Here is a 21,430-nt window from a genome sequence, read left to right as displayed (position 1 = left end):
ATAACACGCCCAACGTCAAGAACACCGTGAGTTCCATGGCTCCCTCGGGGTTGGATTTCTGTCTCTTCGAAGAAATCCTAGCGGCGGCGACACAAAGTTGACGTCAAAACCGGGGTCGGGCGCATCAAGATTGCATTAAGACGGCCGCCTTGTGGAGGATTCCCGCCCTCGGGACCGGCTTGCCCTGTCCCCTGGCGGCGACTACGGTAGGTCCAGCATCGATTGTCCACTGCACTGCGACGGAAGCCCCGCCATGATGTTTCACCTGCCGCGCGCGATCCTCTTGTTGCTGGCGATGGGCGCCGTCGCCGTCGCGGACGACATCACCTTCGAACGGGTCTTCGGGCCCGAGGTGCCGGGGCGTTATAAGCATCCGGCCGCGATTGAGGAGCTTGCCAATGGCGATCTCTTGCTCGTCTACTACGGCGGCGAGGGAGAGTATCAAGGGGATACGGCGGTCTTCGGCTCGCGGAAGCGCCCCGGGGATAAATCGTGGCCCGCGCCCAAGGTGATCGCCGACACGCCCTTCACCGGCGACGGCAACGCGGTGGTGTGGCAAGCGCCGGATGGCCTCGTCTGGTTGTTCTACGTCTGCCGCTTTGGCGAAACCTGGTCCACTTCGCGGATCAAAGCCAAAGTCTCGCGCGATGGCTCGGAGACTTGGTCGGACTCGATGCTACTCACGCTCGAACCGGGCACGATGGTGCGCAACCGTCCGATCGCGCTCAGCAACGGCGAGTACCTGTTGCCAATCTATCACGAGACCGGCGAGGACCCGGAGAAAACCGGCGCAGATTCGACGTCGCTGTTCTTGCGTTGCGATCCGAAGACCAAAAGATGGACGGAGACCGGTCGAATTCGCTCGCCGAAAGGCAACCTGCAACCGGGCGTCGCCGAGTTGGAGCCGGGCCATCTCGTCGCTTATTGCCGCCGCGCCGGCGACTATCTGCCTACTACTAAAGGCTACATCGTCCGCAGCGAATCTCACGACAATGGCCAGACCTGGACCGAAGGCGTCGATTCCGAATTTCCCAATCCCAATGCTGCGATTGATTTTCTTAAGCTGCGCAACGGCCACTTGCTGCTGACCTACAACAACAGCATGTCGGACCGCACGCCGCTCACGGCCGCGATTTCCGTCGACAGCGACAAGACCTATGCCGCGAGCCGCGACATCGTCTTCGGCGCCGGGGATTTTGGATATCCCTACGCGATCCAATCTCGCGACGACAAGATCCACCTAGTCTACACTTCCGACGAGCGAACCGTGGTAAACCACGCCGTGTTTGACGAGGCGGCGGTGTTGAAGTCGAAATAGCTCGCCGGACGCCGCTAAACCGTGGTTCAGCGGCGCCGACGCAGCAATAGTGCATGCGCACTTTGACTACTGCGGCGCAATCAGCGACGCCTTCACGTTCTCGTTGATGCGAGGCGATTCGGTGATCGCCTTCATCAATCGCTGCTCACGCTCGTTCTGCACGAGAATTTCCTGCATCGCGTTTGGGTAAAGTTCCTTCAAACCTGCGATGTCGCCCAGGGACAAATCCTCGCTGTCTGAAATCGGCGCGCATGGGTTAGGATCGGAGACGTAAAACAGCTTCGGAAAGCGATAGAGCATAATCGAAGCCCGATCAAAGGTTCCGGCGGACCCGCTGCCCGCTGGCTCCTGTCGAAGATTGTGATCGACCTTGGCCTTCGGCCAAAAGTTGGGAGCGCCAGAAAGGAACGTGTAAATCCCAGGACGGCGGCCCATCGAGTCGTTGACGTATTGTTGGTTGCCATCCTTTGTCGGTACATAACCAGGGTCGTTCTCCCAGCGGAACTGCGCATCGCAGCCGCCGATGGGGCTCTGGTGCTCGTGATTGAACGCCAGCGCATGCAGGAATTCGTGTCGCGTCGTTCGCTTCCAACTCGCTGGTCGGAACTGATCATAACCGCCCAGATTTAAGCTGCGTTGATGCGCGCGGCCGCCTATCGCTTGCAAGGGATTCCCGATCGAGGGATTGTTGCTGTCCCGCCCCACTAAGGAAAAGTTACCGCCTTGATCGAAGGAAACGCGGATGTCGGCCTTGTGGACCGCGTCCGAGCTCGACCAAGTGCGGTACTTGCCCGTGGCTGGGTTCAATCCGAAGTCGAGTGTGATATTGCCCGCGTCGGTGATTTGCTTAGTGGCCTCGGCAATGTCGCGATGCAGAGCGTCGTCCCCGCCGAGAAAAGCCACGGTCACCGTGGAACCCGTCAGCCACTTCTGCAAATCGCTGACAAAGAACTCAAAGCCCGGCGTATCACCTTGCGGCAGGCCCGCCAGCAATCGTTCGCGAGCTTCCATCGACGCCGTGATGTGATCCGGAAGATCGTCGATTAGCCATTCATCCTGCCCAACAACAGGCGTCGTCGCGCTCAGTGCGACCGCGGCGCACAGCAGCGGGATGGCGCACGACCACCGCTTGATTCGACAACCAATAGACATGGAATCGCTCCTTTCAAGAAATGAGAGAGCCAAACACTAACAACGCACGCAGGGAATCGAAGTGGAACGATTTGAATCGTTCACGGAGGACACAAGTCTGAACTAGTAAACGACGACTTGCCCAACACGTTGAATGGCCGAGAACCGGCGCATCAGAACTGTCGCGCATTCTTGCGGTCGCTCGGGCAAAAGTCAATCTTTTTCCAACGCAACATCCGACCGGGGGGAGAGACGTAGTGGGCGGATGGCTCGCTCCCGCGACGGCGCCACCTTTCCACGCAACTTGCCGACAGCTACCATCCGCCCATGGCTCAAGGACTGAACGCGGCGCAGCAAGAGGCGGTGGAAACGCTCAGCGGGCCGCTCTTGGTGCTGGCCGGGGCCGGAACCGGCAAAACGCGGGTGGTGACGTACCGGATTGCCAATTTGATCCGCCACGGCGTCGCCCCGGAGCGGATTCTGGCCGTCACGTTCACCAACAAAGCCGCCGGCGAGATGCAGGAACGGGCCGGCGCGCTCTTGGGGAAGCGACGCCCCACCAAGCCCGAGATTTCCACCTTCCACTCGCTCTGCGTGCGCATTCTGCGCCGGCAGATCACCCGGCTGGGCTATCCGGCGGAGTTTTCCATCTGCGATCGGGGCGATCAAGAAAGCGTCGCGCGGACGGCGCTGCAGGAAATCGACGTTGCGCAAGAAACGCTCAAGCCCGGCGATTTGGTGAATCAGATCAGCCGCTGGAAGTCGGCGTCGGTCCGCCCAGCCCAGGCCTCGGCGGTCGCGCGGACTGACAAGGAACACCTCGCGGCGGCCGCGTATCGGCGTTATCAGAACGCGCTCAAGGCGTCTGGCTCACTCGACTTCGACGACCTGCTGCTTTGCACCGAGGAGCTCTTCGAAAAACACGCCGAGGCATTGGCCGAGGAGCGGGCGCGATTTCGCCATCTGTTGGTCGACGAATACCAGGATACGAACGGCTCGCAATACCGCATCATCAAGGCCTTGGCGTCGGCGCATCGCAATCTGTGCGTCGTGGGCGATGACGATCAATCGATCTATGGCTGGCGCGGCGCCGAGGTGGCGCACATCCTGCGCTTTCGCCGGGACTGGCCGGAAGCCAAAGTGGTGCGGCTGGAAGACAACTACCGATCCACGGCCGAAATCATCGCGCTGGCGAATCGGTTGATCGTGTTCAACAAGGAACGACACGATAAGGTCTTGCGCGCGTCGCGGAGCGACGGCGGAAAGCCGAAGCTCTGGCAGTGCGAAACCGCGGAAGCCGAAGCCCATGCCGTGGTCGAGGAGATTCGACGTCAGGTTTTTCAGCGCGAAGCGCAGCCGCGCGACATTGCCATCCTGTTTCGCACCAACCAGCAGCCGCGTCTCTTCGAGCAGGAACTACGCCGCGAAAAAATACCTTACGTGTTGATGGGTAGCCGGTCGTTCTACGATCGCAAGGAAGTCCGCGACGTGTTGGCTTATTTGAAGCTGCTCGCGCACCCGAGCGACGACGTCTCGCTGCGACGCATCATCAACCTGCCGCCGCGCGGGATCACGCAAAGCACCGTGGAGAAACTCACCGCCGCCGCGACGAGCGGGCGCAAATCGTCGGGAGAATTACTCGCCACCGCCCGCGAGATCGCCGGCGTCTCCGGGCCGGCGGCCACGGCCATGGAACGCTTCGGGCAACTGATCGCGCGCTATCGCCAGCGCCTGCCCGGCGAGCCGCTAGCGGAGGTCGTCACCGATTTGGTGCGCGAGATTCGCTACGAAGACGAACTGGCGCGCGTGTATAAAGATCCCAACGAAGCGATCACGCGTTGGAATGCGGTGCAGGAAGTGGTCAACTCGTTGGCGGAATTCCAGCAGCGCAACAAGTCCGGCAAGTTGTCGCAGTTTTTGGAAGAGATCCTACTCGCCGATCGCGAGGAAGAAGAAGACAAGGAAACGAAGCTGGAGCGCAACGCCGTGGCGCTGATGACGCTTCACTCCGCCAAGGGACTGGAGTTTCCGCAGGTGTTTCTGGTGGGCATGGAAGAAGGCTTCTTGCCGCACATTCGCTCGATCAAGGAAGAAGGCTCCGCGATCGACGAAGAGCGCCGGCTTTGCTACGTCGGCGTGACGCGCGCGCGAGATCGATTGACCATTTCACTCGCCCTCTCGCGGATGAAATGGGGCAAACCCCGGCCGACCATCCCGAGCCGCTTTCTGTTCGAGATGCAAGGCAAAGCGGACAGCCCTCAAGCGCGGATGGCGTTGGCTCGCATTACCGAGGAATTCGGCGACAAGGGAGAAACCATGCAAGTGGAAACTCGCGTCGATCGCTCCGGAGGAGGAGAGGCCGCCACGGAGCCACGCAAGCCGCGGAGCGGGCGCGGCGCGGGGAAACCGCGGAGGCGCTGAGACCCGGAGGGGAAAGGGAGAAGTGGGTTGTCGGAGAGCAAGTTTTGTTGTGGATGTTTTTGGCGGGAGTTCTACAATCAGGGGCTGTTTCGCGTTTGCGGTTGTTTGCCGATTGAGTTGCGATGTCTGACACCTTGATTGACGTTGACGCCGTGCGCCTGAGTTATGGGGCGCGATGCATTCTGGACGGCGTGAGCGCGTCGGTGATTGCCGGGCAGACGGTGGCGCTCTTGGGCCCGTCCGGCGGCGGCAAGTCGTCGCTGTTGCGGTGCATCAACGGTCTCAATCGATTCGACGCCGGTCGGATTCGCGTCGGGGAGCACACGTTGCTTCCCAACGGCGAAGGAAATTCCCGGGCGACGCGCGGCGCCGTGCATCGGTTGGCGGGAATGATCTTCCAGGATTTCCAACTCTTCCCGCATCTCACGGCGCTCGGCAACGTCATGGAAGCGCCGGTGCATGTGCTGAAATCGCCCAAGACCGCGGCGCGCGAGCGCGGCCTGGCGTTGCTGGAACGCGTCGGCCTGGCCGACCGCGCGGACTTCTACCCGCGGCAACTCTCCGGCGGCCAAAAGCAGCGCGTAGCGATCGCCCGCGCGTTGGCCATGGAACCCCAGGTGCTCCTCTGCGACGAGATCACCAGCGCGCTCGACCCCGAACTCAAAATCGAGGTGCTGGAAACGCTGGAACACCTGCAAAACACCGGCCTCACGCTATTGATGGTCACCCACGAAATCGGCTTCGCCCGCCGCGCGGCGGATCAAGTGATGATCCTTGCCGACGGCAAAATCATCGAACGCGGCCCGCCGAGCGAAGTCCTTGACCGCCCTCAGACAGATCGCACAAGGCAGTTCTTAAGCCAAGTGCTGGGGTGAAAAAAGCACTAGCCCGGCTATCCTTAACTGTCATGCGCAAATCGGCTGGCCGTTCGTGATTTAATCAAGGCCAGTTTTTTTCGGGAGGCACGGATGCCGCGATCGAATGAGAAGTTGCGGGTGTATTTGAAGGCGGCGGTGCGGCGCAACTTGGAGGCGTTGTGCCGGCAAGGCAGCGCGCCGGCGACGAAGGTCCGCAAGGCGCGAATTCTGTTGATGGCCGACGCGAACCAGTCGGGCGGCGCGCAGCCGGATCACGCGATCGGACTTTGCCAGCGGCAGGCGGTGCGCGTGCGTCAAGAGTTTGCGCGTGGCGGCGACGTGCCGGCATTGGAGCGCAAGCCGCGTTCGCGGCCGGGCACGACCGCGCGCGATTCGTCGCGCACCTCGAAAAGATCCCTGACGTCTACTGCGAAACGTACGACGACGAACACCCGTTGATCTGCCTGGACGAGGCCGCGAAGCAGATCACCAGCGACGTGGAACCGGCGCTGCCGATGGCGCCGGGCCAGCCGCGTCGCGAAGATCATCACTACCAGCGCAAAGAAGTGCGCGCGGTGTTCATGTGCTTCGATCCGCTCCGCGGTTGGCGGCGCGTGGCGAGTTGCGAGAGCCGCACGCGAATCGATTGGGCGCTGCAGGTGCAACATCTGCTGGACAAGGACTACCCGCGCGCCAAACGCGTCACGCTGGTCTGCGACCACTTAAACACGCACGACATTGCGAGCCTGTACGCGGCCTTCGACGCCGAGACGGCGCATTGCCTCGCGCGCCGACTGCGGCTCGAACACACGCCGCGCAACGGCAGCTGGCTCAACATAGCGGAAATGGAATTGAGCGTGCTCACACGGCAGTGCTTCGGCCGCCGCTTCGACAGCGCCGCGCAAATGGCAGACGCCATGCGCCGCTGGCAACGCGCCCGCAACGCAAGCAAACAAGGCGCCCGCCGGCGATTCACCACCGCAAATGCCAGCATCCAACTCCACAGCCTCGATTCGACAGCATGACATTTAAGGATCGGCATTGCTGGACGGCGGTTCTGGCGCGCAACAAGACAGCCGCCGTGGTTTGTGCCACGGCGGCTGGGCGTTGAAATTGCATTCAGACTACGAACGTCGCCACTACGGCTGAGCCGCGGCGCCGGTTTGCGGGACGCCGAGGAGAGCTTCCTCTTCTTCCTGAATGATGATGCGTGGCGTGACCATCATCATCAGGCTTTGCGTCTCGTGGCCGATGCCGACGTTCTTGAACAATCGGTTCACATACGGCACTTTGCTCAAGAGCGGGACGCCGAACTCGTTGCGTCCTTCGTTCATGCGTTTGATGCCGCCCAAGAGCACCGTACCGCCGTCCGGCACGCTGACCGTGGTGGTGACCGTGGTGAAGCTGAAGGTCGGCAACTGCACCGTGGTGCCAGCCGACGTCGTCGTCCGCGTGTTGTTGCGGCTGGACGTGTCGTCGTCCGGACCTTCCGACGCGCTGTCTTCCGTGGTGCTCGATTCACCCGTGAAGGTGAAGGTGTCCACGTCGCCGATCTGGCTGAAGAACGGCACGACGGTCATGCGGACAAAGCGTCGATCGCTCGACACCACGGCCTGCACACTCATGTGCGTTCCTTCGTTCAGCACGACGATCACCGGTTGCTGGGCGGCGGCGAAGTCGCCGACCACCGGGATCACGCTGATCACGAACGGGCTCTGCGAGGTATCGCTCACGATCGCCTGCTGCCCGTTGAACAGCGTCACCTTCGGAGCTTGCATGATGTTGCTGCGACGATCACCTTGCGCCGCTTCCATCAGGAAGCGGGCTTCGATGTCGCTCAAGATCGCGAAGCCCAACGTGGCCCCCGCGCCCGGAGCGTAACCGCCGAACTGCGGCACCGCCAAGGGGAAGTGCCCCTGCGTGAACGGCACGTCCAGGTCGGAGGTGAAGTTCCCGGTCGGATCGAGACCGACCGTGGTCGACGGACCATGGTCGCGGTCCTGCGTGTCGCGCGTCGGATTGCCGCCCGTGCCGTCAGAATCGTCGTTGGAGATGCCGAAGGTCTGGAACGGCCGATCGCTGTCGTCGTCGAGATCGAAGTCGAAGTCGACGCCGATCCGCTCGAAGAACTGATCGCTGAGCGTGATGAACCGCACTTCAATCGTGACCTGCAAGTCCTGCAAGCGGCGCAACTGTTCCAACAGATCGGCGATCTCCTCGTGGACGTCCTGCGTCTGGCTGATGACCAGGGTCAGGTTGTTGGCGTACTCTTGAATGGCGCCGGTGCCGCCCACGTCCGTCCACGTCGTGGGTTGAATCGTCGACGTAATCAATTCGATCAAGCTGTCGAAGTCCGGCTGCACCCCGCCGCCGATCCCGCCCGGACCGTCGCCGATCGGAGACTGCGTCGCCCCCGTATGCACGCTTTCCGAAGCGCCCATCGAGGCCAGGATCGCTGGGTTGATGGTGGCGTTGGCGTTCGCGCCGTCGCGGCTCGCCACGACCGAGATCGGGCTGTGCGAGGCGAACCCTCCGCCAGCGCCCCCGTAGCCGAGCGAGCCGTACGCGTCGTGCAACGCGCCGGACATCCCCATCCGGCTATTCGGGACGAAGTTCGGGATGCCGATCACCAGATCGGCCACGCTGTAAACGACAGGGTAGAAGCTCCCGTCTTTCTGGTCGTGGCTGGTGATGTTCAGCACATCGTTCTTGATGACATACGTCAGGTCGAGCGGCTCCAAGATCAGGTTGAGCGCACTCTTCAGCGAGATCTCACTCTTGAGGTCGATCGTAACCGGCGTATCGGACGTGGCGCCGGCGTCGGACAGACCTTGGGGATTGAGGTAGACGTTGACTTGAGCAACCTTGCCGAGATAGTCGATCACTTCGGCCAAGGGCTTCGCCTGGAAACTCAGCGAGACAGGAGTCTTGAGCTTCTTTTCGATTTCCAAGTCCTTCTCGCTCCGCATCTTCGTCCGCGGATCGAGCGACCTGCGGCGGGCCGTCAGTAGTTCCCATTCCTTGGCGTCGCCGAACTGGAACGGCTTGTTGTCATCGAACGGCTGCGAGGAAATTTTCGCATTCGTCAAACTGTCCACGACGCCTCGTTCCTCGAGATCCGCCAGATCCATCTCGTTGCGCAGGCGGCGCATCTGCCGGACTTGCGTGTTGATCTGCATCACCACCTGTTCGTCCGGCGCCAATTCCTTCGCCTGCTTGGCGATCAACTCGGCTTCCGGGAAGCGGCCTTCGTCCATCTTTCGATTGAAGTCGTCGACCAACATGGCGAGCTTCTGCTCGACTTCGACCTTGACCTTGGCCTCGCGATCGATCTGGCCCTTCACGTCGCGGTTGCTGTCCAGCAGTTCGATCCGGCCTTGATTGTTGGTGATATACAGATCGGCTTGCGTTAACGTGCGTTGCACGCGACGCAAGAGTTGTTCGCGAATCGCCGGCTCGACGCCGGAGTTCTCGACCATCTGTCCGGCCGTCACCAGCATTTCACGGGCACGGCGCGGATCGCTTTCCATCAATCGGCCCGACTCCGCTTCCAATCTGGCGAGTTCAGCGGCCACTTGCCGGGCGGCGAGTTGCTGCCGTGCGGCGGCGTCTTGCGCCGGGTTGCCCGGGCCGGCGACACCCGTCGCGGAAGGTGACAGCAATTGCAAGTGGTCCTGCAAACGCTGCCAAGTGAGCGGATCGAATTCATCCTTGTAGCCGGCGGCTTGCCGGAACAACTGCGCGGCACGCGGTACATCGCGGGCACGCAGAGCTTCCTCGCCTTGTTGGAACAACGCGAAGCCCGGGCCTTCGCCTGGCGGCGTCGGCAGGCTGGTACCGGACGGCTCGGTGTCCGGCAATGCATCCGGGGCCAACGTCGGCGAAGTTTCGTCAAACGGGCTCGTGGCCTGAACGGCCACGTTGCGCGTGCCATCCAATGTCGAGTCATACACGGCCGGAGCGGCATTGCCGCGGGCCTTTTCCATGCGCGCTTTCTGGATATCCAATCGCAACATCCACGGCTGATCTTCGCCTTGCGCGAAGGTGTTTTCCGGCAGTCGCACGCCTTCGGCCTGCACGGCCAGGCGCTCCGCAGCTTCCAAGTCGTTTGCCTGGAGTGCAACGCGTGATTGTCGCATCAGCTCGGCGACCTGTTGCTTGTTCGGTTGTTCCCCGGCAAGGGGCGTGCCCGCGCCGATCGGCTGCAACTTCGGCGGTTCGCCCGTCACGCCGACCAAACCGCCGGGCGCTTCCTTGCCCGTGCGAGCGGACGTGATCCGCTGCATGAGCGTATCCGGCTTGACGTCGAACGGCCCGTAGTTGACTTGCTGTTGACTGGCGACATTGCAGAGACGTTCCGCTTCTTCCAGATCGCGCCACTGCAACATGGCTTCGGCCTGTTCCAGCAGCAACGTCGAATACTCGCGGCGATAGGCCTCAGTGTTCCTCGAGTTGGGATCGCGTTCCTGCAATTCACTCAACCGCGTCCAAGTCGATTGCAACTTGGCCGGCGAATCGTCGGTCAGTTCATAGGTGAGCTTCATCGCCGCCGCTTGCTCGGTCAGCGCCTTGGCGCGATTCATGTCACCGTAGGCCATAGCCCGACGGGCGTCGAACAGCAATTTCTTGGCACGAGTTTGTTCCGGGCTGGTCGCCGCGGTGCGCGGCAGGCGTTGATCCGCCGGCGCACTGCTAAACGGTTCGTCGAGAGCCGGGGCCGGCTGCGATTTCGGCGCGGCCGCTCGGGGCGACGCGGTTGGCTCCTCGGCCTGTTCGTCTTGCGGCACGGCCGTGGCGAACGGGTCTTCGACTTCTTCGCTCGCTTCTTCTTCGTCCTTGCCGAAGAACTTGAAGCGGTCGGCCAAAGTTTCCTTTTGGCCGGACTTCCGCTTCTTCAGGCGTTCCACGTCGCGCCGCGCCTTCTTGGGCGTATCGCCCAGATGGAGCGGGTTGTAGCTCACGTCAAGCTTCTCGGCTTCGCGGACGAGCTTGTCCGCGACGTCGAGATCGCCGTCCTTCATCGCCTGCCGGGCGCGATCCAATAGATCGCGGGCTTCGGCATGAAGGTCCCGCTCCTCGTCGCCGTCGGCTTGGCGCACCATGGGCGCCGAGAGCCAGGTTCGAGGAATGCTCCACGGCGCGGCCGCCGCGGAGGACGGAAGGCAGGCCCAAGCCATGCCCAGTCCGACTAACAGGATGCGTGCCGTCGTATTCAACGCGTTCTCCTTTTGCAACGTGTGCGAACCGCGATCGTCTCCGTGCGACATGTCGCGTGCGGGGGCGCAAGGCCTCGGCGCGCGGACGCTGTCCACGGGTGGTTGAGTTTCGACAGAAATGCGGGCGGGTAATTAACTGAGGCGGCAAGACCGGTCAAGGGCAGTTTTGAAGATTTTCACAAACGGCGCGTAGTTTTTTCATACCGGCGATCTCTATACCGCTGTGGGAGGCGTCTCCGACGCCGATGAAATTGACGCTGTTTGACGGGACGACGTGCTCCCTTCACACGTCGTCCACTCCATCGGCGTCGGAGACGCCTCCCACAGCTCTCTGCGCCGCGTGGCAACTCTCAGCCGGCATTGACGTTGCCGCGGCGATGTCCTACTTCTCCGCCTATGGCGAGAGTGAAGACGACGGTCGAACCGAGCAGTGTCATGCCGCGCGCCGCGCGGGCGTGGCTGCTATTGCTGTGCATCGCCGTATTGCCGGCCTGTTCCGCATCGCAGTATGTCAAGATTCGGACGAGCCCGAAAAACCCGCTCACCGAGACATTGCAGCTCGCGAGCTGGTACGGGCCGCAGCCGAGCGAGCGCACGATGCTCGTGTTGCGCAAGTACGATCTGGACGATCAACTCGACCTCGATTCGAAGGAACTGCTAGCGAAGTTCCAGCAGTGCATTGAGCGCGAACCGAGCGCGGAGAAGTTGCACGCCTACGCGGAGCTGAGTTACCTCGCTGCGAAGCGGGCGGAAAAGCACGACGCCAAGCAGGCGCTCGATTTTTATGGCGCGAGCGTCGCCTACGCCTATATCTACCTGTTCGACGATCAGCACGCGGAATGGCGAAATCCTTACGATCCGCACTTTCGCGGCGCCTGCGATCTCTACAACGGCGCGCTCGAAGGCGCGATGCGGTTGATGCAGAAGCAAGGCAATCTCGCGCCCGGTTGCGATTGCGAGATCACCTCGGCGACCGACACTTGGGATTTGCGTGTGGTTTCTTGCGGGACCGCCTGGCACGACGATGACTTCGAGAAATTGGAGTTTTGCTCCGACTATGAAGTAGGCGGGCTGACGAACCAGTACCACGGTTACGGTCTCGGCGTGCCGATGATCGCCGTACGCAAGAGTCATCCCGGCGAAAACGCCACGGAGAAATTCTACCCGCCGGGTCTTAGTTTCCCAGTGACGGCGTTTCTGCGATTATTGCCGGACGAAACCGGAACCGGCGCCGGCAAGCGTCATCGCGCGGTGTTGGAACTTTGCGATCCGTTGTCGTCGACCGACAATTGGGTCGGCGCGCGGCGCGTGCCATTGGAATGCGACCTGAGCACGCCGCTCGCGCATTTCCTCAACAATCCGCAGCTCAACAAACTCAGCACGGCAGGCCTGCTACGTCCCGACAAAACCGCGGCGGTCTCAGGGCTGTACATGTTGGAGCCGTACCAGCCGGGCAAGATTCCCGTGCTGATGGTGCATGGGCTATGGTCGAGTCCGCTCACGTGGATGGAAATGTTTAACGATCTGCGGAGCGATCCGAACATCCGCTCGCGCTATCAGTTCTGGTTCTATCTGTATCCCACGGGACAGCCGTTCTGGTACAGCGCGGCGCAATTGCGGCAAGACCTCGCCAAGGTCCGCACCGCCGTCGATCCCGCGCAGCGCGAAGGCAGCTTGGATCAGATGGTGCTGGTTGGGCACAGCATGGGCGGCTTGATTTCCAAGCTGCAAGTCGTGGAAAGCGGCAATCAATTCTGGGACGCCGTGGCCACCAAGCCGTTCCATCTGGTGAAGGCCAGCCCCGAGACGCGCGAGGTGCTCGGCGGCACGTTCTATTTCCATGCGAGTCCTTCCGTGAAGCGCGTGGTCACGATCGGCACGCCGCATCGTGGCAGCAAGTTCGCCAATAACACGACGCGGTACTTGGGACGCAAGTTGATCACCCTACCGGCGATGCTGATGACCGGCTCCGACGAATTGCGACGCGATAACCCGGATTTGTTCCGCGACGCGTCATTTCAAGAAGCGAAGACGAGCCTCGATAGCCTCGCGCCCGACTCGCCGCTATTGCCGGTGTTGGTTTCCTCGCGGCCGGCGCCTGGCGTGCATTTTCACAACGTAATCGGCGTGCTGCCGGAAGGCGGCATCGTCGGCAAATTCGCCGCCGGCACCGACGGCATCGTGTCGTACGAGAGCGCGCACCTGGATGGCGTCGATTCTGAAGTCGTAATCAACGCCGATCACTCGCGCGTACATCAACACCCGCTGGCGGTGTTGGAAGTGCGCCGCATTCTGCTGGAGCACGCGCAAACCGCGCCAGTCGGCCCGCCGTCGCCGTTTCACTTCGCTCAAGCGCCGGGGCAGAGAAACTTCGCGCCGCCGCCAGCTCCGCCTGTCGACGCCGGCCATCACCAATAGTCTCCGACCATAGTCTCCTTTCGCTCCGCGAAAGGTTGGGCCTTTCGCGGAGCGAAAGGAGACCATGGCTCGCCTACTTCGCACCGCGAAGAATTTCCAGCACCGTGAGCATATCTGCCGGGAGCGGCGCTTCGATCGTCACGCGTCGGCCGTCTTCCGGATGCGTGAAGGAGAGTCGCTCCGCGTGCAATGCCTGGCGGTTGAGCACCATGTCCTCGTCCGGTTTCCCACCGAGTAGTTCGCCGCGTGAGATCATGTCGCGGCCGCCGTACTGGGCGTCGCATAGGACCGGATGACCGATGCTGGCCAGATGCACGCGAATCTGATGCGTGCGGCCGGTCTTGGGTTGAATCGCCACGAGCGCGAAGTGCTTGAACCGCTCGCGCACTTCGTAGAAACTCTGGGCGGTGCGACTATCCGGGTCGAGCGGTCGGATGGCCATCTTGTCGCGCTGATGCGGATGCATGCCGATCGGCCGATCGATCAGATCTCGATCCCGATCCGGCACGCCGACGACGAACGCCAGGTATTGTTTTTCGATCTCGCGGTCGGCGAATTGCGCGGCGAGGCGATGATGCGCCGTGTCGTTCTTGGCGATCAGAATCACGCCGCTCGTGTCGCGATCGAGCCTATGTACGATTCCGGGACGCGTCACGCCGCCGGCGCCGCTCAGCGATGAAAAGTGATACGCGAGCGCGCTGGTCAACGTGCCGCTCCAATGACCGCGCGCCGGATGCACCACCATGCCTGGCGGCTTGTTGACCAAGGCCAGCCAATCGTCCTCATACAGGATGTCGATCGGAATCGCTTCTGGATTCGGTCCGGCAGCCGGCATCGGCGGCAACACGATTTGGATCGTTTGCCCGGCCAGCAGCCGGTAGCTCGGCTTGCCCCCTTGATCGCCAATCCGCACGCCGCCGGCCGTGATCACGCGGCGCAATTGCACCCGGCTGTGATCGGTAAAGTGCTGCGCCAAGAACACATCGAGCCGGCTGCCGGCGTGTTCCGGCGGCACAACAAGTTCAACAGGCTCGTGGGAAAGTCCGGTAGGCATGAGGGGCAAGATCGCAGGTCAATGACTTCAGCATTACTTTGAGCATTGCATTGTACGGCATTTGCGTCGCCATAGTGCGGTCCGGCGAATGCGACTTGAGGTGGGTGGCTGGGGTCGAATGTACTCATTCGCCCCCAGGTCGAATAATGCTGGGGACGAATGAGTACATTCGACCCCAGCCATCCGGCACAAAATTGTGGCATAAGCGCAAAACAAACGCGGCCCGGCGCGACGCTTGGCTGCGCCGCACCGGGCCACTGGGGGAATGCCCCTGTATTTCTTATGCACTCACTACCACGGGCCGCGGACGTGATGCACGCCGAATTGGTCCGTGTCGCTCGGCCAGAGCGGGGTGGGCATGAAACTACCACCGCCGCCGCCGGGCCCCGGGTACGTGCGGCCAAACTGGTGCCAGGTCGGCGTGATCCGCGTTCCGGAGACGCCCCAGGACCAGTCGGTCTGGTACGCGGCCGTCGGCGGGACGACGAGCGCGACTGGCGTGCCGTACTGAGCGTTGTAGTAACGATCATGCCAGGACAACGTCGAAGCGCGACGACGCGCCGTGCGATCCCAATGAGCCCAGCCGGCGTCGGCTCGCGAATCGAGCATGCCCGCGGCCAGCGTGACCCAGATTGTCCACACGAGGAATCCGATCCTCATCGTCTTGCATCCTTTCTGGCGTTGTGATTTACCACCAATGCACGTGGGTCTTGGTGACGCCGGAGCCGGGGTGATAGCGGAAGTACGTCCGGTGATGCTTGTAGAGGAACTCGTGCGGCATCAACGGTTGGTAGGTGATGTAGGTGTGCCCCACGAAGGGCGGCACCGGTTGCGGCGAAACGTAAAGTTGCGCCCCCACGCCGTCGCCGCAGGGCTGGGCGTAGTAGTTGTAGAACAGATCGGCGCGGGAATTCGGCCGAATGCAGCCGTAAGTTCCCAATGTGCCAGGGCCTTGAGCGCGCGCTTCCGATGATGCCAGTCCGGCGGCGGCGAACATCGCCGAGCCGGCCACGAGCGCGCGAATCTTTTTCGCGTTCATGTTGGTTTCCCCCCACGGGATAGAGTTGCGGTTGGCGAGCCGATTGCCGTTCGTCGCACGTTCCGCTGCAAATCGGACTATTCTGTGGGAGGCGACTCCGTCGCCGACTGCGCCGTACTTTGCTCATTGCCGCGTCTTGTTTGACTGCACGCTGGGGGTGCCACTGGCGGCTTGTCCGCCAGTGAATGAGCGCTGCTAGCACTAGCGGACAAGCCGCCAGTGGCACCCCAAACTCGGCATTCAAACAGACGCGACCATGGCGCTTTCTTGCCGGCGGCGTCGGAGTCGCTTCCCACAAACGTCGATCTACAGTTCTCCCGGGAGCCGTGTGACGAGCGACTTCGCTCGCTGTCAGCTTTCCCTTTCGGCCGGGTCCGGCGGCGCGGGTAAATCTTTGTCTGCCGGATGTAACAAACTAACGCCCTGTAGGGACTTGCGCCGCCAAGTCGGCTGGGAAAATCGCCCTATAAACGCTACAATCGGCCCCACCGGAATAAGCCGCATCTGACCGTGCCCGCGCCCCGCAAATCGAGAGGGAAAATGATCGACGAGGTCACCACGGACGAAACCTCAACCGAATCGGAAGAGTCTCCCGCGACGAACGGCAAGGCGTCCAAGAACGGGCGTCGCCGCGCGACGGCCGAAAGCATGGCCGCCAGCCAGCGTGATATCTCCGTCAGCGAGTTCTTCGCCAAGAACCGCCACCTGCTCGGTTTCGACAACCCCCGCAAGGCGCTGCTGACCACGGTCAAGGAAGCCGTCGACAATTCGCTCGACGCCTGTGAAGAGGCCGGCATCCTACCGGAAATCTGGGTCCACATCCAGCAAACCTCCGCCAATCGCTTCAAAATCGGCGTCCAGGACAACGGGCCCGGCATTCTGAAAAAGCAGATCGCGCTGATCTTCGGCAAGCTGCTGTACGGCTCGAAGTTTCATCGCCTGCGAATGAGCCGCGGCCAACAAGGCATCGGCATCAGCGCCGCCGGAATGTATGGCGTGCTAACGACCGGCAAACCAGTCAAAATCATCTCCAAGACGCATAAGAAAAAGCCGTCGCACTATTTCGAGATCCAGATCGACACCAAGAAAAACAAACCGGAGATTCTGAACGGCAAAGGCGAAGGCGTCGACATCCCGCCGGGCGAAGCCGGCGCGGAATACATCGCCAAGCACGGCATCGAATGGGTCGATCAGGACCACGGCACGCGCGTCACGATCGAGCTGGAAGGCAAACACCAGCGCGGCCGCGGCAGCGTCGACGAGTACCTGGAACAAACCGCGATCGCCAACCCGCACGCGACGTTCCATTACCTCGATCCGGACAACGAACAGCGCGACTACACGCGCAGCACGGACGAACTCCCCGTCGAGCCGAAAGAGATCAAGCCGCATCCCTACGGCGTCGAGTTGGGTCGGCTGGTCGCGCTGCTCAAGGATTCGCCGGGCGGATCGCTGTCGCAATTCCTCACGCAGAGTTTTTCCCGCGTCAGCCCGAGCACCGCGCAAGGGCTCTGCAAAACGGCGAAACTCTCCACGCGCGCCAACCCACGCAGAATCGGCCAGCAAGAGGCCGACGCGCTCTTTCAGGCCATCCAACAAACACGCATTCCGGCGCCGGCCACCGATTGCATCTCGCCGATCGGCGAGCAGACGTTGCTCAAGGGGCTGCATCACGTCGTGCCCGGCGAGTTTTACGTTGCCAGCACGCGGCCGCCGGCGGTGTATCGCGGGAATCCGTTTCTGATCGAAGCGGCGCTGGCTTACGGCGGCAGTTCGCCGACTAAGAAGGTCACGCGCGACGCGCTCGACGAGTTGCTCTCCGAGAGCGACGCTCGCACGTTGCGGCAGTTCCTGGTGAATACGTTCCATGGCCTGGGCAGTGACGCGGCGGACAAGATTCTCGACGCCGCCAAAGTGGGCGTGCGGGTATCGCCGGCGAAACTGGCGAAGAAGGAAGTCGACACGCTCTTCGAGGCGATGCACAACGTCAACCTGGATGACGGACAAACGATGTCCGTGATGCGGTTCGCCAACCGCGTGCCGTTGCAGTTTCAGCAAGCAGGTTGCGCCATTACGCAAGCAGTGATGGCCACGAATTGGCGCTCCTACGGACTGACGCAATCCCGCGGCGGGCTGCCGGGCGGCCCCGTGAGCATCATGGTCCACATGGCGAGCGTCTGGGTGCCGTTCACGAGCGAATCGAAAGAAGCAGTCGCTGGCTACCCGGAGATTCAAAAGGAACTCCGCCTCGCCCTGCAAAGCGTGGGCCGAAAACTCGGCATGTACCTCAAACGCCGCCAGCGCGTGCAGCAGGAGGGGCAGCGCCGCAATATCTTCTTGCGCTATCTGGGAGAAGTCGCCACGGCGGTCCACGAGATCAACGGGGCGGATAAAAAAGCGCTCTACGAACAACTTCTGCTGGTAGCAAAAAAGAAAACTGCCGAGGCAGATACCAGGTTCGATCAGTCCGGCAAGGCCATCGAAGAAGCGGAAGTAGATTTTGGAGACAACGTGCTGATCGTCCCGCAGGACACTTGATCGAAAACGGAAGGGTCACCATGGCGAAACGGACACCGAAGAAGGCATCAACGTCCTCCAACACGACGGCAGCGGGCGCGCAGCGTCGTTTGTCGGACAGGGATCAGAAGACGTTCAACAGCATTATGAAACTGGCGAACGACGTCGTAACCGTCGTAGAAAAACGTCGTGATCCACAACTCGAGATTCCGGCGCGATCCCTGTCGAACGTCAAGTACAACAAGTCCAAGCGTTTTATCGAGATGGGGTCGAACACCAATCGGCGCCAGCTCTTCAATGTCTCCCAGGCCAAGGCCTATATGCAGACTTTGCTGGTCGCCAAAGGCTGCAATCGTCTGATCGCGGAAGGGAAAAACAGCTCCATCCGCGGTCTCTTCTACATGCTCAAGGGGACCATCAGAGGCACGAACGAGGAGACATTCAACGACCAGGATGAATGCGACCCAATTATCGAGGATGTCGAGGTCATGCTCGACAGCCTGCGCGAGGAATTGCACCTGTTCGCCGAGAAATGGGGAGACCTGGTCGGGGATATCGTGCTTGTCGATCGCGGCGACGAAATCGATTGCGCGCGGATGGGCTCCGGCGGGTACGGAATCCCGTCGATCGTGGAGCCAGAGACGATTCAGATCAAGAAGTGCACTGCCAAGTTCATTCTCCACGTCGAAAAAGGCACGGTCTGGCAGCGCTTCAATGAGGACAAGTTCTGGAAAAAGCACAACTGCTTGTTGACTCACGGGAAAGGCCAGCCCCCGCGCGGCGTGCGCCGGTTGCTCAATCGCCTTCACAATGAGCTGAATTTGCCCGTGTACTGTCTGCTCGATAATGATCCGTGGGGGTACTACATCTACAGCGTCATCAAGCAAGGCTCGATCAACCTCGCGTACGAATCGAAGCGGATGGCGATTCCGGACGCCAAATTTCTGGGATTGCGGTCCATCGACTTCGAACGCTGCGAGTTGTCGCCTAGCGTGAAGATCAATCTGAACGCCGTGGACATCAAGCGCGCCCGACAAATCGCGGAATACCCCTGGTTCGCGGCCAAGAAAGCCTGGCAAAAGGAAATCGAGAAAATGCTGCAGAACGGCTTCAAGCTGGAAGTCGAATCACTGATCAGCAAGGACGTCAGCTACGTGACGGAAGTCTACACGCCGGAACGATTGGCGGAGCGGGACTGGCTGGATTGACGGCGTACGCTGTGACGTATTCTCTTGACCAGTTATGCAGACGATTTCACGATGCCCGCGCGGCGCGTGATTTCGTTCGCCAGTTTCCGAAACGACGCCGACGCGTCCAGAACGGCGTTTGCATGGGCTCCAAGTGCGCCGTCCGCTGGCTTCAGAGCGAACATTGGCTTTCTTGCTTCTTGCGCCATCGGCATCAAACTCCGAAAGTGCTTTAGCAGCAGCAAGCAGTTCGGATCATTTGTAACGGAATTCGAGTCGCCATTGCGTTGGTCAAGCACATATTTGCGGTACGTGCCTGGAATCCGCGCAATCCAGCGGTCATAGGACTTGGTTGGTCGATCCAGTCGTACCGAATGCTGCATCACGATGTATCCCAAGGGAGTCATGTTTCCAGAGGGCAATTCGCCGATTGATGCTGGCTTTTTTTGCATTCGTTCATTCCATCCCTTTCTCCATTCACGCAGTCGTGGTCCGAGGTTTTGCATACCTTGCAAAGAGTAAAGGTCGGGGCCGAGCGGAATCACGACAAAATCCGCTGCGATCAGGGCCGCGCGATTAATTGCGCCGAGATTCGGCCCAAGATCGACGAGGACGATATCCGCCTCATGTTCGGCGGCTCCCTTCTGTACCACGCGCCAAAAAGCCGACATGACTCGAAACGCACGCTCATCTTGATCTAAGCATTTCGGCCAAGCCGCGGATAGATCGTCCTCAAACTCGGACAATGCGATATCTCCCGGAATAAGTACCAGCCTAGATGCGATCGGTTCGAGTCCGGGGGCTGAAATGTCACCTAGCCCGACCTTAATGGGCCGGACAGCGCCGTAGATTGTCAGACGTTCCTCTTCTTCGGGCCAAAGCAACTCTAGTTTGTCATCCTCAAGAAACACGCCCGTAAGATTGCTCTGAGGGTCCAAGTCTGCTGCCACCACGCGAAATCCCAATTCGGCGAGCATCCACGAAACGTGGTAGACAAGCGAGGTCTTACCGACCCCCCCTTTGTTGTTGAAAAACGCGATCACCGGCACGCTCATGTGCGCCTCCTGATGGTGGCAAGCACATGATTTGGCTGCCTCTCGAATTCCAAAGGAGGGCTGCCGTTGTCTGCGAGTTGCTTCCGCGCGATCGCGATTCCCACGCCGAATCGTTGCACAAATCCTAGATTCCGTAGCGACTCCGCGAGATGGGGATTGCGATAGTCGGTGATACCTGGCGTTCCAAAGTTTTCCACCGTAACTTGTCCAAATGGTCCGCCAGGGTTTTGGATCTCGATCCGGTCATTGAACCATGTCACGCGAATCGGTGCGTTGCTCGACTGGTAATCCCGATGCATTACGGCATTTCGAACCAGCTGCTGGAGCGCGCCGAGCGGATAGTCTGGTCGCTGCACCTCCAATGGCCCTCCCTGGATGTCCGTCGCGATGTCGATATTCGCCAGCATCACTTCGTCAATACGACGCAGGAGGTCCAACACCGGACCAAAAATCTCGTGGCGTGCCGCAATGGGGTCTGCGAGTTGGTCGCCCGCAATTCGCAGGAACTGAATGTACGCGCCGGGCAGTAAGTCCTGGGGCGATTTCCCGACAACCAAGATTCCAGTCACAGTCGGATGATGCGGCGGCTCAACTGCGATGAATCGTAGTGAAGCAAGCTGCTGATCGATCGTACGTTGGTTGGCGTCCAATACGTCCCTGGCAACCGACACTGGGAGGTATTCTCGAGTGAAGCGGTCAAGATCCAAGTCCGTCAAACTCGCCGCCGAAATAGCGCGCAAGTCAAACGGCAAATCGCGCGATCGGCGCTTTTCGCTGAGCCTACGTTCTTCCTCGGCGCTGGCGTACGCTCTCCGCGGCCCCACACGGATGCAGACACGCCCCTTAAAACGCACAGGCGGCGCGTCGGCCGGCGCGACCATGACGACTGCAGTTTCGCAACCGTTTACGATTCTCTTTTGCACGACCAGCGTCGGAAATGGAAGAATGTTTCCGTCCGACCGCATATCGGAGAGGCGCAGCAATAAGTCGTCCGTGATCGACAGATTCGTGCAACGACCGTCGTCGCTTACGCCAAAAAACAGTACGCCAGCTTGATTGTGGTTTGGCAAGTCATTGGCGAACGCGCATACCGCCTCGCGCGCACGGTCGGAATCGGAGAAGGAGGCCTTGCGCTCTACTCGATCTGATTCCAGATCCTGCATGAGCAAGCCTAAATCAGCGTCGCTTAACATCGTATTATCATCCTCCTGCTCAGC

The 21,430-nt window shown here is 60.9% G+C and carries 13 protein-coding genes and 1 pseudogene; 7 read left to right on the top strand and 7 right to left on the bottom strand.

Annotated elements, in window-relative coordinates; translation table 11 throughout:
* Nucleotides 1-253 precede the first annotated feature (253 nt).
* A complete protein-coding gene (locus SGJ19_14760) occupies nt 254-1,318 on the top strand; it encodes a sialidase family protein (GenBank protein ID MDZ4781508.1) in 1,065 nt (354 codons plus the stop codon).
* A 66-nt stretch (nt 1,319-1,384) separates the two neighbouring features.
* Here SGJ19_14760 and SGJ19_14755 read toward each other — a convergent pair whose 3' ends face one another.
* Nucleotides 1,385-2,470 carry a hypothetical protein gene (locus tag SGJ19_14755; GenBank protein ID MDZ4781507.1) on the bottom strand — a complete coding sequence of 362 codons (1,086 nt, stop codon included), beginning with the start codon at nt 2,468-2,470 and terminating at the stop codon, nt 1,385-1,387.
* Nucleotides 2,471-2,776: 306 nt separating this feature from the next.
* Here SGJ19_14755 and SGJ19_14750 point away from each other — a divergent pair, with 306 nt between their 5' ends.
* From SGJ19_14750 to SGJ19_14740, 3 genes and pseudogenes are all read left to right on the top strand, one after another.
* A complete protein-coding gene (locus tag SGJ19_14750) occupies nt 2,777-4,870 on the top strand; it encodes a UvrD-helicase domain-containing protein (GenBank protein ID MDZ4781506.1) in 2,094 nt (697 codons plus the stop codon).
* Nucleotides 4,871-4,992: 122 nt separating this feature from the next.
* Nucleotides 4,993-5,745, top strand: coding sequence for an amino acid ABC transporter ATP-binding protein (locus tag SGJ19_14745; protein ID MDZ4781505.1), 753 nt, complete (start codon nt 4,993-4,995; stop codon nt 5,743-5,745).
* Nucleotides 5,746-5,838: 93 nt separating this feature from the next.
* Nucleotides 5,839-6,752: pseudogene (locus tag SGJ19_14740) on the top strand (IS630 family transposase).
* A gap of 114 nt (nt 6,753-6,866) precedes the next feature.
* Here SGJ19_14740 and SGJ19_14735 read toward each other — a convergent pair.
* On the bottom strand, nt 6,867-10,994 hold the full coding sequence (locus tag SGJ19_14735; protein MDZ4781504.1) for a hypothetical protein: 4,128 nt from the start codon (nt 10,992-10,994) through the stop codon (nt 6,867-6,869).
* A gap of 384 nt (nt 10,995-11,378) precedes the next feature.
* Here SGJ19_14735 and SGJ19_14730 point away from each other — a divergent pair, with 384 nt between their 5' ends.
* Nucleotides 11,379-13,361 carry an alpha/beta fold hydrolase gene (locus SGJ19_14730; GenBank protein ID MDZ4781503.1) on the top strand — a complete coding sequence of 661 codons (1,983 nt, stop codon included), beginning with the start codon at nt 11,379-11,381 and terminating at the stop codon, nt 13,359-13,361.
* Between the two features lie 73 nt (nt 13,362-13,434).
* Here the strand turns inward: SGJ19_14730 and SGJ19_14725 are convergent, their stop codons facing one another.
* The 3 genes from SGJ19_14725 to SGJ19_14715 form a co-directional block, all read right to left on the bottom strand.
* The gene (locus SGJ19_14725; GenBank protein ID MDZ4781502.1) at nt 13,435-14,415 is read right to left on the bottom strand and encodes an RluA family pseudouridine synthase; all 981 of its coding nucleotides are present in this window, start codon (nt 14,413-14,415) and stop codon (nt 13,435-13,437) included.
* 291 nt (nt 14,416-14,706) lie between these two features.
* The gene (locus SGJ19_14720) at nt 14,707-15,075 is read right to left on the bottom strand and encodes a hypothetical protein (protein MDZ4781501.1); all 369 of its coding nucleotides are present in this window, start codon (nt 15,073-15,075) and stop codon (nt 14,707-14,709) included.
* A gap of 28 nt (nt 15,076-15,103) precedes the next feature.
* The gene (locus SGJ19_14715) at nt 15,104-15,454 is read right to left on the bottom strand and encodes a hypothetical protein (protein MDZ4781500.1); all 351 of its coding nucleotides are present in this window, start codon (nt 15,452-15,454) and stop codon (nt 15,104-15,106) included.
* Nucleotides 15,455-15,994: 540 nt separating this feature from the next.
* Here SGJ19_14715 and SGJ19_14710 point away from each other — a divergent pair.
* Nucleotides 15,995-17,992: a DNA topoisomerase VI subunit B gene (locus SGJ19_14710; GenBank protein ID MDZ4781499.1), complete on the top strand. Its 1,998-nt coding sequence runs from the start codon at nt 15,995-15,997 to the stop codon at nt 17,990-17,992.
* Nucleotides 17,993-18,012: 20 nt separating this feature from the next.
* The gene (locus tag SGJ19_14705; GenBank protein ID MDZ4781498.1) at nt 18,013-19,179 is read left to right on the top strand and encodes a DNA topoisomerase IV subunit A; all 1,167 of its coding nucleotides are present in this window, start codon (nt 18,013-18,015) and stop codon (nt 19,177-19,179) included.
* A 32-nt stretch (nt 19,180-19,211) separates the two neighbouring features.
* On the opposite strand, the gene SGJ19_14700 is transcribed toward SGJ19_14705, so the two are convergent.
* Both SGJ19_14700 and SGJ19_14695 read right to left on the bottom strand, forming a co-directional pair.
* On the bottom strand, nt 19,212-20,213 hold the full coding sequence (locus SGJ19_14700; protein MDZ4781497.1) for an AAA family ATPase: 1,002 nt from the start codon (nt 20,211-20,213) through the stop codon (nt 19,212-19,214).
* On the bottom strand, nt 20,210-21,406 hold the full coding sequence (locus tag SGJ19_14695) for an ATP-binding protein (protein ID MDZ4781496.1): 1,197 nt from the start codon (nt 21,404-21,406) through the stop codon (nt 20,210-20,212). Before SGJ19_14695 ends, SGJ19_14700 begins: the two co-directional genes overlap by 4 nt.
* Nucleotides 21,407-21,430: the final 24 nt, after the last annotated feature.

This window comes from Planctomycetia bacterium (assembly GCA_034440135.1).
In the GTDB taxonomy this organism is placed as follows: Bacteria; Planctomycetota; Planctomycetia; order Pirellulales; family JALHLM01; genus JALHLM01.
The sequence above is the reverse complement of the archived record's forward strand: the minus strand, read 5'-3'. Positions and strand labels throughout refer to the sequence as shown.